This is a genomic window from Lentzea sp. NPDC060358 (assembly GCF_042725365.1).
Lineage (GTDB): Bacteria > Actinomycetota > Actinomycetes > Mycobacteriales > Pseudonocardiaceae > Lentzea.
In genome coordinates this window covers 1-13879 of sequence record NZ_JBHXCW010000206.1, presented here as the reverse complement: position 1 = coordinate 13879, position 13879 = coordinate 1, and the positions used below count along the sequence as shown (strand labels likewise).

Genomic DNA, 13879 nt, shown 5'->3' with positions numbered 1-13879 from the left:
ACGGGCCCGATCCTGCCACGACCTGCTGGAAGGCGGGTCGGGTCCTCGGGCCGGGGGGGGCGGGGGGGGCGGCCCCGGCCCCCCCCCCCCCCCGCCGGTCAGCTCGCGGCGTTCATCAGGTCCACCGCGCTGTGCTGGCGCGCGCCGTCACTGCGCTGGAACGGCCCGGCCCACGGCTGGTCGTACGCGTCGGCGCCGGACCGGTCCCGCGAGTGCGCGGTGTCGGCCTGCCGGCGCAGGTACGTCGTGTACGGGCGGTCGGACAGGGCCCTGTTCAGCGCCGCCAGGCCGCGGACGTAGATGCCCTTGAACGACGGGACGTCGCCGCCACCGCCGTCGTCGAACAGGATGCCGCCGGGGTTGAGGAAGGTGCTGCCGGTGGAGGCGTTGGCGAGCGTGCGCGCCTGGGTGAGGAAGCCCGCGTCACCGGTGGCGCGGTGCAGCTCGGTCAGCGCGGCGAGCGGCACGCCCTGGTTGTAGCTCCAGGGGGTCTGGTTGTTGTTGGCGCAGGTCGAGGTGACCAGGCCGTCGTTGACCAGCCCGGAGCCGTTGATCATCTTGCTGTTCACGAACCAGGTCCAGCCGGTCCGGGCGCGCTGCAGGTAGGTGCTGTCACCGGGGATCCTGTTGTGCAGTGCGGCGTTGAGCTGGACGTAGAGCGAGTTCGCGATCGCGTTCTTGTAGCCCTTGCTCGAGCTCCACCAGATCCCGCCGCCGCACACCGAGTCCCAGAAGCGGTGGATGTGGTCGGCACCGATGCGCGCGGTCGCGAGGTACCTGCTGTCGCCGGTGAGGTCGTAGGCCGCCAGCCAGGCGAGGCCCCACCACGCGACGTCGTCGTTGTAGTCGTTGACGAAGTTGCCCTGCCACGCGCGGATGTTGAGGTCGTAGGTGCGGGCGATGGCGTAGCGGTAGCTGCTCATGCCGGTCACCCGGATGTTGTCGATGACCGCCGTGAGCGCGTTGGCCGAGTTCCACCAGCCGGTCGTGTCGAACAGGCCGGTGCCCAGGTTGTAGCGCTCCATCAACGCCGTCGCGGCGGCCGTGCGCCGTTCGCCCGCGTTCCACGTCGTGCGGTACCAGCCGGTGCACGCGATCGACGACGACCCGGCCGGGCGGCCGCAGGCCCGCAGCAGGCCGACGCCGAGACCTGCCCAGTCGTCCACGTTGAACATCATCGTGCGCCACTCGCCGAAGCCCGCCGGGGCGGCGGTGGTGCCGAGCCGGGAGCCGGACCCCCAGCTGACCCCGGCGTCGAACGAGCGGTCCAGCCACACCTCGTCGCCCTGCTGCGCGGCCGAGACCACGGCCCAGCCCATCGCGTCGGTGTCGTTGAAGCGCAACGAGATCTGGCGCCCGCCGACGGCCACGGCCTGGGCCTGCCGGGTCGCGGGCGCGAGCGCGGGGTCGCGGGCGTCGCAGTACCTGTTGCAGACGACGGCGGACGCGGCCGGCGGGGTGGTGCCGGTCGACGGCGGGTTCGTGGCGGGTGGCGCGGTGCCCGGGCGGTAGCCGGAACGCCGCGACGACAGCGGCAGAGCGGGGTCGCGGTCGTCGCAGTAGTAGTCGCACGGAGCCGCCGGAACCGACGGGCTCGCGTTCGACTCCGGCGCGACGGCCAGGACGGCGGTGGACATCACCAGGGACGCGAGAAGCGCAGCTCTCAGCACAGGACCTCCCGATGCAGGGTGGGTGGCCGGACCAGTCGTGAGAGCGCTCTCAGATTTCAGGCTAGGGAGCGGGGGTTTCCGGCGTCAACGGCCTGGAGCGGCCAGGTTTTTGTCAGAAGCCCCGCTGCTCCGGCCGGGACGCGGCTGAGCGCGGGGAACCTGCCCGGTTCCCGCCTCCGGTACGTCACCAGCGAGCTGCGGCTCGCCGGCGTCGCCCCGCAAGGCGCCGGCGGCAGCCGATCCGGCAGCCGCGCCGCTACCTCTGCGGCAGGACGATCGCCGACGGGTGCTCCGCGTCGTGGAACACCTCGACCGCCGTGGTCCGCAACGCCGCCGAGGTGTGCGGCGGGCCGCCGTCCCCGAGGTTGCGGGCGAACCGCGGGAACGCCCCGCCCGACACCTGCACCCGGATCCGGTGCCCGCGCCGGAACACGAAGGCGGTCGGCGACAGCGAGACGGTCACCTTCGTGATCCCGTCCGGCCGCACCTTCACCAGGTCGTCGCAGACGTTCAGCGACTTGCCGCGTCCGTCCACATCGCACAGCCGGACGAACAGGTCGCACGACGGGCCGTCCGCGCGCAGCCACACCTCGGCCGTGACCTCGCCGATCACCTCGACGTCGGCGGTCAGGGCCCCGGAGGTGAACACCAGGACGTCCGGCCGCGCCTCCAGCCCGCGGTTGTCGACGGGGCCGGCGCCGCGGCCCTCCAGCTTCGGGCCGCCCAGCGACGGCGTCGGGTCGGAGGGGTCGTAGGTGAACTTCGTCGGCGGTGCGGACGGGACCGGCGCGGAACCCAGTGCGCCACCGGGGGCGAGGTGCCAGCGCTGCGGCGTGTACCCGAGGGGTGGCCACTGGTCGAAATCGCGCCACTGGCCCACGCCCATCACGTAGAGGCACACCGGCGGCTTGCGCGGGGGACGGGTGCCGCGGGCGTGGGCGGCGGCCCAGTCCACCGTGTCGCGCAGGACCGCCGTCATCCCACCGAGATGGGTGTGCCACCAGGGTCCGATCGTCAGGTGCGCGTCGCGGCCCGCCGCCCGGAGCACCTGGAAGTCGCGGAGCTGGTCGGCGAGGAAGATGTCGTACCAGCCCGCGATCGAGCTGACCGGCACGGTCACGTCGCTGACCGACGGCGAGTGGTCCTCGTTCTCCCAGTACGGGTCGTTCTGGTCGTGGTGCAGGCAGTCCTGGTAGAACGGCCAGGCGTGACCCAGGGCGGCGGTGTCCGCGCCGGTCAGCGGCAGCGTGGTCATGGCCGCCGCGAGGCGCTTGCGGCTGATGCCGAGCAGCGTGCGCCAGAGGGTGCCGGGGCGTTCCTGCGTCGCCGTGCTCACCGACCAGCCGAGCAGCGTCTCCAGCTCGACGCGGTCCGGCCGCAGGAACGCGAGCGCGAGCCGCGCCGACGTCACGTGCGGCACCATCGCCTTGACCTGCACGGGGGCCTGGGCCGCGACGGCCCACTGGGTGTAGCCGAGGTAGCTGCTGCCGGTCAGCACCACGTCGGTCGCCCACGGCCGGCCGGCGAGCCAGCGCAGGACCGACAGGCCGTCCTCGCGCTCGTGCCGCATCGCGCGGAAGTCGCCGTCCGAGCCGAACGTGCCGCGGCAGCTGACCGTCAGCACGTGCAGCCCGCGCTCGGCGAGTGCCCGCCCGTACAGCCAGTCGAGCGGGCCGGACCGCCCGTACGGCGTGCGCACGACCGCGGTCGGCGCGCCTGCCGCGTCGGCCGGCGCCCAGTGGTTCGCCAGCAGGGTCCGGCCGTCCCGGGTGGGGATCCGCAGGTCCCGCTCCACGGTCACGTCGCGGTTCGTGGCGGGCGGCAGCCTCAGCAGTCGCTGCGCGAGCGAGCCGGCCGCCCTGCCGACGAGGTCGAGACGAGGTCGTGTGCCCATGTGATCGTTCCTATCAGGACACGCGGCGACCGGCGACCGCGACACGGGGAGGACTGCCGCAACGGCCTCGGCTGTTCGCCGCCGCCCGCGCTGCGCTGTTCGCGGCAGCGTGTAGCGAGCCGGTCACCTCGCGCGAGTCACCTTCGGGGGAGTCGTCCCCGCGGAAGTGACCACGAGGAGGAGCGCATGTCCTGGAACGTCCCACCGGCCCGCGTCAGACCGTTGCGGCACAAGGTGGTGGTGACCGCCGCAGCGGTGGTGCTGGCGTTGTCCGGCACGGCCCACGCGGCGGAGCAGCTCCCGCAGTCCCACCTCTACACGCCGTCGAACGGCGGGCACGTGGAGGTCGGCGAGTCCGTGGTGGTCTCCGGCGGCGGGTACGACGGGTACCGGCCCGACACGTTGCGCGACTACGAGGTCTCGGTCGACGGCGGCAGCACCTGGGGCGCCGGCCACCGGACCGCGACCGTCCCGCTGGGCGGGGAGACCGGTGTGGTGCAAGCGTTGTGGACGTACGTGTTCACGCCGCGGGAACCCGGTGTCTACACGATCGTGAGCCGGGTCAACACCGACACCGTGGTCGGCCAGGTGTCCGCGCCGAGGACGCTGTACGTCGGCGTGCCCGCGCCCGCGCCGGGACCCTGCTACCAGTGCAGCTTCTACACCCACAGCCCGTCCTACGACGAGGCCGAGAACCTGCGGGTGGAGCTCGGCCTGCGGTTCCGCGTCGACCGGCCGGGAGCGATCGCGAGGATCGTCACGTCGTGGAACCTGAACGAGGCCAGCCGGGTGCGGTTGTGGCGCGGTGACGGCACGCTGCTCGCCGACCAGGTCGTGACCGGCGCTTACGCCGCGCCGTTCGCGACGCCCGTGCCGGTGGTGCCGGGGGAGGAGTACGTCGCCTCGTTCACGGCATGGCGCGGCCATTACCGGATCACCGAGAACCTGTTCCCCGGCGCGGTGGTGCAAGCGCCGTTCGTGCTTCCGGCGCACGCCGGGGTCTACAGCTACGACGACGGGTTCCCGGCGCAGTCGTGGAACGACAGCCACTACTGGGTGTCGCCGGAACTGCAGCCCTGACCCCCTGCGCGGATAGAGCCGGCGATCCGCGTCCGGGTCGCCGGCTCTATCCGCGTTGAACGATCCAGCTCAGTGCCGGACTCCGCTTGCCGTCGCGGCGGTGACCCATTCGGCCTTTCGATGGATCGGCCGTCTCCTTCGCAACATCGCTTGATCCGCCCACCTCCTCTTGTTAACGTCCACACCCGCTTGTGGCACGGGTCACACGACGACCGTGCTTTTCGGCCTGCCTCGACCACCGTGGCGACCGTCAACAACGTTGTTGATTCCGCGCGAGGAGCCGGGAAATGAGAGCGTCCAGGTTTGTGGTGCCCGTGGTCGTGCTGCTCGTGGCGGCCTGCGGTGCGCGAGCGACCGGCGGGCAGGTCAAGCCGCCGGACAACGCTCTCGTGGGGGTCACGATGCCCACGACCACGTCGCCGCGCTGGATCAGCGACGGCGAGAACATCAAGCGCGACCTCGAGTCGAGAGGCCACCGCGTCGACCTGCAGTACGCGCAGAACGACGTGCCCAACCAGGTGAAGCAGATCGAGAGCCAGATCGCCGCCGGCGCCAAGCTGCTGATCGTCGCCTCGGTGGACGGGTCGGCGCTGACCAAGCCGCTGCAGATGGCCGCGGACGCCGGCATCCCGGTGATCGCCTACGACCGGCTGCTGCGCGGCAGCCCCAACGTCGACTACTACGCGACGTTCGAGAACTTCCGCGTCGGCATCTACCAGGCCGAGTCGCTGCTGACCGGGCTGGGCCTGCGCAACGCCGACGGCAGCCCCGGTTCGGTGAAGGAGCCGGTGAACGTCGAGCTGTTCGCCGGTTCCTCGGACGACAACAACTCGGTGTTCTTCTTCAACGGCGCCATGTCCGTGCTCAAGCCGTACATCGACGACGGCAGGCTGGTCGTGCGCAGCGGGCAGGTCGACTTCCAGAGCGTCACGACGCAGCGCTGGGACGGCGAGACCGCGCGCAAGCGCCTCGAGGAGATCCTCGCGGCGTCCTACCGCGGCAAGAAGATCAACGGCGTGCTGTCGCCGTACGACGGGATCTCCCTCGGCATCCTCACCGCGTTGCGCAACAACGGCTACGGGCCGGCGTTCCCGGTCGTGACCGGCCAGGACGCCGAGCTGCCCTCGGTGAAGTCGATCATCGCCGGCGAGCAGTACTCGACGATCTACAAGGACACCCGCGAACTGGCGACGGCCACGGCGTCGATGGCGGAGGCGGTGCTGAAGGACCGCACACCACCGCAACTCAACAACCTCAACGACTACAACAACGGCGTGAAGGTCGTCCCGGCTTTCCTGCTCAACCCGGTGAGCGTGGACAAGTCCAACTACCACAAGGTGCTCGTCGAGTCCGGCTACTACACCGACGACCAGCTCCGCTAGCTCGTCCGAGCGCTGGCGTTCATCGGCTCTATTGCTTCAGTGTTGACCAAAACAAACACCTCGCGGCAGTCCGGTGCACGGGTCAGGATCTAGATCGGGAACGTGCCCCGGCGCCAGTACCAGTGGCCGCCGGCCTGCAGGTGGTCGAGGACGGCGCGCTGGAGCACCGTGCGGCGCGGCAGCTGGTCGAGCGGTGTCGTCAGGGTGCGGAACACGAAGCGCAGCACCTCGACGTCGGCGTCCACCCCCGGCTGCGCCTCGTAGGGCTCCAGCTCGAACCGCTGCTGGAACCGGACGATGTTGGACTCGGGCGGCAGGTGCTCGAGCAGTTGCGGGTCGAGCAGCCACGAACCGCACGAGAACTCGGTGTAGTGCTCGTCGGGGAAGTGCCGGGGGAAGAACGCGCGGCCCTCGTCGAGCGACGCCGAGACCGACTCCGGCGTCAGCGGTCCCGAGTCGGGGATGTGCAGGCCGAGGGTGGTGCCGCCGCGGTGGTGCTGCAACCGGCCCAGCTCGTAGACGCCGCCGCGCACGTGCAGGGTGAGCCAGGCCTGCATGACCGGCCAGCCCTCGCCGTTCATCCGCCGGTCGACGGCGAGGTTGCGGCCGAGGTCCGCGAGCGTCGTCCACGTCACCGCGTCGGCGACGCCGTGGTCGCGGTGGTAGGCGCGGACGACCTCGACCAGGGCCAGGTAGGAGTACGCGTAGAGGTGGCGCCAGGCGGGGCCGCGGTCGCGCGGCAGGGCCGGGCCCGGTGGCAGCCAGTCGTGGCCGCCGAGGTCGGCGCGGACCAGCGCCGTCGAGCGGTCGAGCAGCCAGCGCAGCTGCGGAGTCCACAGCGGGGAGTCCGGGTCGGGCCAGCCGGCGAGGATCTCCGCGGCGTCGGCCTCCGGCACCGCGAGCCGGTCGAGGAGCTCGGGCGCGTCGGCCTTGGCGGGCAGCGGCGCGGACGGCAGGTCGCCGGCGAGCCGGTGCACGCGGGCCAGTTCCTCGGCCCGGACTCCGAGCTGGGCGGCGGTGTCCTCCAGGTCCACGCGGACGACCCTACCGCCGGTCCTCAGGAGCCGAACGCCGTTTCCACCGCGTTCGTCAGCTCGCCGACGGTCTCCACGAGCGGGGCCACGGGTTTCACCATGGCGTTGAGCCGCTGCAGCACCCGTGCCACGACGCTGCGGTCGGGTTCGGGCGAGTCCAGTTCGTCCTCCAGCTCCTCCGCGGCCTCGACCGCCTCGTCGGCGGTGCCGGGGAGCTCCGCGCGGTGGCGTTCCAGCAACGCCTTCAGCTCGGTGACGAGGTCCGTCGTCGCCGGTGTGACGGTGAACCGCAGGCCGTGGCTGATCGCGCGGGCGTTCTGGCCGACCGCCTGGTTGCCGACGTTGCTCACGCCGCCGGACTGCTGGATGCCGTGGTTGGGGGAGCTGTCCGGCACGGGTTTCCCTTCGGTCACTTCGGGTTCGAGGTCGCGGGTTCGGGTGTGGCGAAGCGCGCCGTGGCGGTGGCCTCGCTGCCGACCGCCTGGTTGCCCACGTTGCTGATGCCGCCGGTCTGGATGACGCCCTGGTTGAGGATCGTCATCTGCCGGTTGCGGAACTCGGTGGTGTCCACGCCGCGGTCGTCGAGGAAGTCGAGCAGGGCGGCGAGCACGTGCCGTTCGATCAGCTTGAGGTGCTTGGCGGCGTCGGTCTTCTGGAAGTAGTTGTGGTAGTTGGCGTCCGTGGCCTCCTCGCGGACGCTGAACCGGGCGCCGTAGCTGTAGCCGAGGTCCTGCCGGGCGATCGCGCGTTCGACGGCGCGGTGCCGTTCCCGGCGCCAGTGGAAGCTGAGGTCGCGCACGACGCGGAACGGCGCGCGCGGCACGGCGCTCGACAGATCACCGGCGGCCCTGGCGAGCATCCGGCCGACGGCGCCCGCGGTGAGCACCGGGCTGATCCGGTCGACGTCGTGGTACTGCTGCCACAGCGGGCCCAGCACGGTCCGGTCGCACTGCAGGTAGAGCAGCCGGCCGTCGGTGGAGAAGTGCAGGAACGTGCTGGCGACCACCTCGCCGCCCCAGGACGGGACCTGGGCGCAGAGGTAGTGCCGCGCCGAGCCGTGGGGACGGGCGGCGAGCCGGGCGAGGTCGTCGGCGGAGAGGTGCTGGCGGGGCGCCTCGTCGCGTTCGGGCAGCAGTGCCGGGTGCGTGGTGAGGGCGTTGCCGCTGACGAAGGCGCGTTCGGTGAGCACCAGCCCCGGCAGCTCGTCGGGTGCCACGCCGACGCCCGCGAGCCGGTCCCGCACGTGGGCCACGAGTTCGACGGCGTCCAGCGCGACGACGCGGTCCGACTCGGCGTCGCGGTGCAGCGACGGCAGGGCGAACGACCACGTGGACACGAGCGGTCCGTGGCCGATGAACGGGGTGAAGCCGTCGTAGACGGTCACGTTGCCGCGCTCGGCGTCGTCGATCGCGGCCAGCCGGTCGCCGAGCCACGCCTGGCTCGCCGGCAGCGCGGGTGCCGCGTCCGGCCGGAACTCGGCGCGGGTGAGCTCGCCGAGCAGCGTCCGGCGGGTCCGCCACTCGGTCCACACCATCAGCCCGTACATGCCGAGCGCGGTCAGCACGGCGAGCCACGGCAGGCCGGTCAGCCACTCGTCGACCGGGGCCTCCGGCCGCGGGGTCCGCCGGGTGGGTTCGGGCGCGGTGCCGAGCGCGGACACGATGGACAGGGCCACGAGCATCAGCAGCACCACGGCGACCAGCGCGGCCACGGCGTCGCGCAGCCGGCGCGACTGGCTTGCGCGGCGGGCGAGGGCGCCGCCGGCGGGCAGGACCACCAGCAGTGCCGCGAGCGTCCACAGTGGAGAGAGCACGAGCGCGAGTGCCGTGGCGGCGAGCAGGCACCAGTCCCGCACGCGGCGCTGCCGGAACCCGGCCAGGGCGTGCAGCAGCACGGGCCGCAGCGAGAACCCGACCGACGGCGCGGTGGCGTGCAGGTCGTCGTGCAGCAGCGCCCTGCTCACCTTCTCGGCGAAGCGCTCGTCGGTCCTGGCCGCCACGCACAGGTACCGGGTGGTGTCGTCGGGGGAGAACGCTGTCGGCCCGCTCATCGGATCCCCTTCACCACAACGACTTCGGTTCGCCGGCACGCCGTTCGCGTTCGGCGGGCGCCGCGCGCTGCACGGCCACGACGGCACCGAGCACGGAGCCGAACAGCACGCCGAACGCGGCGGACGTGCTGAACTGGACGAGGAAGAAGTCCTCCGGCCGGCCGGGAACGATGAGCGGCAGGGCCTCGCGGGTGTCGAGCAGCGTCACCGCGACCAGTCCGGAGACCAGCCCGGCGACGGTCGCGCCGAGCGCCGTCACGCCCACGGTGACGACGAACCGGCCCCGCCCGCCCGCCGCGCCGACCCAGTTCCGCGCCGCGGACAGGCCGAGCGCGGTCAGCACCACGAACAACACCGTGCGCAGGTTCCAGAACCAGAACAGGAATGGCCCGGCGCGGTCGACGTCGACCTGCCAGTTCGGGTAGGAGACGAGCACGGTGGCCACGCGCAGGAACGAGTCCGAGTCGTCGATCGCGGCCGCGAGGTCCAGCCACGGGTTGCCGGCGAGCAGGACGAAGCCGAGCAGCACGGCGACGCCGGGTGCGAACAGCCGCGTTAAGTGGGGTTCCCCCTGGTCTTCCACACCCGCAAACCTAGGACTCCCGCCGGTTTCGCGGCGACTGCCGATCGGCGTAGGAACGATCGGCGATCAGCGGGTGCCGCCGGCCGGACGGGGTGACCCGCCCGACCGGCGTCGTCCTAGACCAGGCACTTCCAGCTGTACGGGTCGGCGATCGCGAGGGTCCGCGAGAAGATCGCCTGCTCGTGCGGGTTCTGCCGCTGGCAGGCGTCGTCGAGGTCCATCGCCACCCGCGCGCCGGCACCGGTGACGCAGCGCCAGTCGTGGGCGGTCGTTCCCGCGAGGACGGCTCCGCCCGCCGCGCCGATCGACGTGCAGTAGCCCTGCAGGTCCAGGCCGCCCTTCTCGGTGAAGACCGGCGGCCGGGCGAGGGTCACGGTGACCGAGGTGGTGCCGGGCGGCAGTGCGACGACCCCCTTGGCGCTGTCGGCGGTGCCCGCGCTGGCCCCGGCGATGTTGCCGAGGAACGCCGGCACCTCGAACCGCACGCCGCCCGCGGGAGTGGCGCCGGACAGGGTGAGGGTGACGTTCGCGCCGGAGGCGGTGATCGTCACGCCGGTGCGCCGGCCGCCCGCGACCGGGTAGTTGCCGACGCTCGTGGTGGCGCCGTCGCGCAGCCACTGGTCCGGCAGGCCGCGGCCGACGACCAGCGCGCCGTCGAGCTTCTCGGCGACCAGCGAGTCCAGCAGCACCTTGGAGGCGTTGGCCTGGCCCCACATGTGCGGGCTGGAGCCGCTGCCCGCGGTGCTGTGGGTGCCGGGGGACCAGGTGCTCGTGCCGACCGCCTGGATTCCCTCCCACCACGAGAAAGGAGCGCTCTGCGCGTTCTGGACGAGGTACTGGTAGCCGTGGATGCCCTCGGAGCGGTGGCGCGACGACGCGAGGCCGGCCGAGCCGTAGCCCGCGTTGTAGGCGCTGCTGACGCCGGGGTAGCCGCCGAAGGTGTGCTCGGGCAGCCCGGAAAGGCGGCTGAAGCCGTGGTCGTAGGTGGCGTCGATCAGGTCGATCATCGGACCGGCCGGGTCGCTGCCCCACAGCTGCCCGTCCCACGCCCAGCGGCCGAACAGGAACATCGAGGCCCAGTTGCCGTTGTTGGTCTGGCCGCAGACGTTCGCACCGCTGTTGGGTACGTCCATCGCGCACGGCAGGTAGGACAGGCGGTTGGCCGAGATCGTGGTGTTCAGCCGCGCGTTCACGGCGCGCAGCAGGGTGTCGTAGACCCGGCTCGCCCAGGACGCCTCGGCGGTCTCCCCGAGCGTGGTGGCGATGTACCGGTAGGTCAGCAGGCCCAGGAGCGCGGACTGGTTGTCGACGGTCCAGTAGCCGGTGTGGTCCACCGCGATGGTGGCCTTCATGATGCCGCCGGGGCCGGTCGCGTCGGACTCGATGCGGTGCGCGGTCTGCCTGATCGTCGCGAAGTTGTCCCGCACGAACGCGGCGTCACCGGTCTTGCGCAGGTACACGGCCCACGGCCAGTTGTACTTCCACGTGCCGTCCGGGTACATCCTGGTGATGTCGCCCGGGTCGTCCTGGGAGATCAGCGTCGGCAGGTAGTCCTTGGCGCGGTTGAGGTCTCCCGCCTCGAGCAGCTGCACCAGCATGCCGACGAGGTCGTGGTTGAAGATCGCGTCGTAGCCGTTCTCGCCGACGTTGAGGCGGTTGCCGTCCTTGACGAGGTTCGTGGTGACGTACCCGGCGCGGTAGGCGTTGTTCAGCTGCGGGTCGGGCACCCGGATCTGCGCGATCTGGGCGAGCTTCCCGTCCCAGTAGGACGTCATGTGCGCGTAGTGGGCGTCGTAGCCGCCCGCGGCGAGGAGGTCGCTCGCGGACGGCCAGGCGTAGCCCTGCCCGAACCGGTCGGCGGCGATCACGTGGTCGAAGTCGGTGGTCTGGCCGGGCTGCACGGTGGTCGAGGGCCGGTTCAGCGCCAGCGTGCCGCCGCTCGGCGCGGGGTCCAGGACGTGCGCGACGGTGTCGTGGTTGACGACGCGGACCCGGGAGTAGATCGCGACGAAGTCCCGGCCGCCGATGGTCACCTTGTCGCCGAAGTTGGTGATCGAGACGGTGCTGTTGTCGCGCTCGAACTGCGTGACGAGGGCGGGGTGGTAGCCGCCGGCGTTGAACCAGTGGACCCGGCCGGGGTTGTTGTAGATGCCGAACCGCACGGTGGTGCTGGGACCGGAGTGGACGTCGAAGCTGCCGTCCCTGTGGGTGAGGACGCCGTAGTAGTCGCCCTCCCAGCCGATCGACGCGCTGTCGTGCTGGGTGACGGCGGCTCTCGCGTCGCCCGGCTCCCACGCCGGGAGGGTCACGGCCACGGCGAGGGCCGCGGTGAGGGTCGCGGCGAGCCAGCGCCGCCTTCGGCTGTGCGTCTTCATGTGGGTCTTCCCTCCGACCGCGCCCCATGATGGACTTTCAGCGCCGAATATGATCGTTAAAATTGGCGTGGTTCGCACCCAACCACAGGCGTTCTCGGGATGTCAACGCTGGGTGACCGCGCGTGCGCGGACTGCGGCTGGATCGATCGAACCGGTCAGGACCGGTGGCGGGAGGAACCGCGGACGACCAGTTCCGGCGGTAGCAGCGCCGCCACGGGGTCCGTCTTCTCCTTGCCGCACAGCGCTTCTACGATGCGGCGCCCGACCTCGGGGAGCGGCTGGCGGACGCTGGAGAGGTCGAGGACCTCCGCCGAGGGGGTGTCGTCGTACCCGACCAGCGCCACGTCGGCGCCGGCGGTGAGGCCCAGGTCGCGGACGGCCTGCAGCGCGCCCGCCGCCAGGGTGTCGGAGGCCGCCACCAGCGCGGTCGGCGCGTCGGCGCGATCGAGCAGGCCGCGGGCCATCCGAGCGCCGCTGGTCCAGGTGTCCTCGCCGCGCACGTCGAGGCGGTGGCTGCCCGCCAGCAGGCCGTGCCGGTCCATCGCCGCGACCCAGCCGCCGGCCCGGTCGTCGCCGACCCGGTGCCCGTCGGGGAAGCCGAGGAAGCCGATCCTGCGGTGACCGCCGTCCGCGAGGTGGCCGACGACGGCGGCGACCCCCGCCGCGTTGTCGACGTCCACCCAGCCGCTCGCGTCGGCGGCTTCGGAGAACCGGCCGAAGCACACGAACGGCACCCCGGCCTCCCGCAGCACCGGCAGCCGCGGGTCGTCGGGGACCACGTTGTAGAGCACCACGCCCTCGACCGACCCGGTGCGCACCAGCCGCACGCAGGTCGCGGCCTCGCTCTCGGCGTCGTCCACCGCGAACAGCATCAGGTGCCGGCCCGCCGCCTGCCCCGCCTCGGCCAGCGCGTGCAGGAAGCGGTCGTGCAGGTGCGCGAGGGAGTGGGAGGAGACGGGCTCGATGCGGCACGCGATCATCCCTGCCGAGCTCGAGCGCAGCGCCCGCGCCACCCGGTTCGGCTGGAACCCGAGCTCCGCCACGGTGCGCTGCACGCGTTCCCGCGTCTCCGGCCGCACCTTCGCGGGGTGGTTCATCACGTTGGAGACGGTCTGCTTGGACACCCCGGCGGCCGCGGCGACGTCGGCGATCGTCACCGGGCCCGGCCGCGCCGCGACCGGCCTGACCGGCACTTCGGCCACTGCGCACACCCCCGGCGTCCGGTTGAACGATAAAACTCGGCTGACCGGTCACAGCGTACTCGCTGCCGCGCGCGTCCCCGGCGCACCGCGCGGATCATCCACAGTGGACTGCACGGGTGGTGCGCCGGTCGGCGAACCACCCGTCGCACGATAGTGCATTCTGGTGTGATTCGGGTCACATCCGCCATTTCGGAACGGCGCTCACCTGGGGTGGTGTAACGATTTCAGTTGACCCTACCGGTGTAGATGTCGACGCTGTGGTCCGATCGCAGTAATGACTTGAAGAACTTTCGCGTGTCAATTGGCGGTTCTCGGGCGTTGTCACCCGATCGGTCAACGCCACTACAGTTGTTTCCCGGCGCGACAATCTCGCGCCGATCCCGGGACGCCTTTGTTGCCAATTCGTTCATCGACAGCGAGGAGGACATCTCGTGCTTTCCACGGACACCCAGGAACTGCTCGAGCTCGACGTGCAGGAGTTCGAGCTGACGGACTCCTGCGCCGGGGCGCCGGGCCACGAGCCCCCGCCGCGCACGATCACCACCTGCAAGGTCTGCTGATCACCGGGCGGGCCCGGTCGCCGGCGGCCGGGCCCGCCTCACCGACACC

General features: G+C 71.8%; 11 protein-coding genes. 3 read left to right on the top strand and 8 right to left on the bottom strand.

Going from position 1 to position 13879, the window contains the following annotated elements; all coding sequences use genetic code 11:
• Positions 1-98: 98 nt before the first annotated feature.
• Positions 99-1670, bottom strand: a complete 1572-nt coding sequence (locus ACFWGZ_RS31820) for a glycoside hydrolase family 76 protein (protein WP_382455284.1) — start codon at positions 1668-1670, stop codon at positions 99-101.
• 256 nt (positions 1671-1926) lie between these two features.
• On the bottom strand, positions 1927-3564 hold the full coding sequence (locus tag ACFWGZ_RS31815) for a CocE/NonD family hydrolase (RefSeq protein ID WP_382455283.1): 1638 nt from the start codon (positions 3562-3564) through the stop codon (positions 1927-1929).
• A 186-nt stretch (positions 3565-3750) separates the two neighbouring features.
• Between ACFWGZ_RS31815 and ACFWGZ_RS31810 the strand changes: the two genes are divergently transcribed.
• A complete protein-coding gene (locus ACFWGZ_RS31810; protein ID WP_382455282.1) occupies positions 3751-4644 on the top strand; it encodes a DUF4082 domain-containing protein in 894 nt (297 codons plus the stop codon).
• A 287-nt stretch (positions 4645-4931) separates the two neighbouring features.
• Entirely contained in the window at positions 4932-6026 is a 1095-nt protein-coding gene (gene chvE, locus ACFWGZ_RS31805) for a multiple monosaccharide ABC transporter substrate-binding protein (protein ID WP_382455281.1), read from the top strand.
• 89 nt (positions 6027-6115) lie between these two features.
• Here chvE and ACFWGZ_RS31800 read toward each other — a convergent pair whose 3' ends face one another.
• From ACFWGZ_RS31800 to ACFWGZ_RS31775, 6 genes are all read right to left on the bottom strand, one after another.
• Positions 6116-7060 (bottom strand): acyltransferase domain-containing protein, encoded by a 945-nt coding sequence (locus ACFWGZ_RS31800; RefSeq protein ID WP_382455280.1) that lies wholly within the window; start codon positions 7058-7060, stop codon positions 6116-6118.
• A gap of 23 nt (positions 7061-7083) precedes the next feature.
• On the bottom strand, positions 7084-7473 hold the full coding sequence (locus tag ACFWGZ_RS31795) for a hypothetical protein (protein ID WP_382455279.1): 390 nt from the start codon (positions 7471-7473) through the stop codon (positions 7084-7086).
• A complete protein-coding gene (locus ACFWGZ_RS31790; protein WP_382455278.1) occupies positions 7470-9110 on the bottom strand; it encodes a hypothetical protein in 1641 nt (546 codons plus the stop codon). The genes ACFWGZ_RS31795 and ACFWGZ_RS31790 overlap by 4 nt, the downstream gene beginning before the upstream one ends.
• 10 nt (positions 9111-9120) lie before the next feature.
• Positions 9121-9693: a hypothetical protein gene (locus tag ACFWGZ_RS31785; RefSeq protein ID WP_382455277.1), complete on the bottom strand. Its 573-nt coding sequence runs from the start codon at positions 9691-9693 to the stop codon at positions 9121-9123.
• 116 nt (positions 9694-9809) lie between these two features.
• On the bottom strand, positions 9810-12068 hold the full coding sequence (locus ACFWGZ_RS31780) for a hypothetical protein (protein ID WP_382455276.1): 2259 nt from the start codon (positions 12066-12068) through the stop codon (positions 9810-9812).
• Positions 12069-12223: 155 nt separating this feature from the next.
• A complete protein-coding gene (locus tag ACFWGZ_RS31775; protein ID WP_382455275.1) occupies positions 12224-13270 on the bottom strand; it encodes a LacI family DNA-binding transcriptional regulator in 1047 nt (348 codons plus the stop codon).
• A gap of 431 nt (positions 13271-13701) precedes the next feature.
• Here ACFWGZ_RS31775 and ACFWGZ_RS31770 point away from each other — a divergent pair, with 431 nt between their 5' ends.
• Positions 13702-13830 carry a hypothetical protein gene (locus ACFWGZ_RS31770; protein ID WP_382455274.1) on the top strand — a complete coding sequence of 43 codons (129 nt, stop codon included), beginning with the start codon at positions 13702-13704 and terminating at the stop codon, positions 13828-13830.
• The last annotated feature ends 49 nt before the right edge of the window (positions 13831-13879 follow it).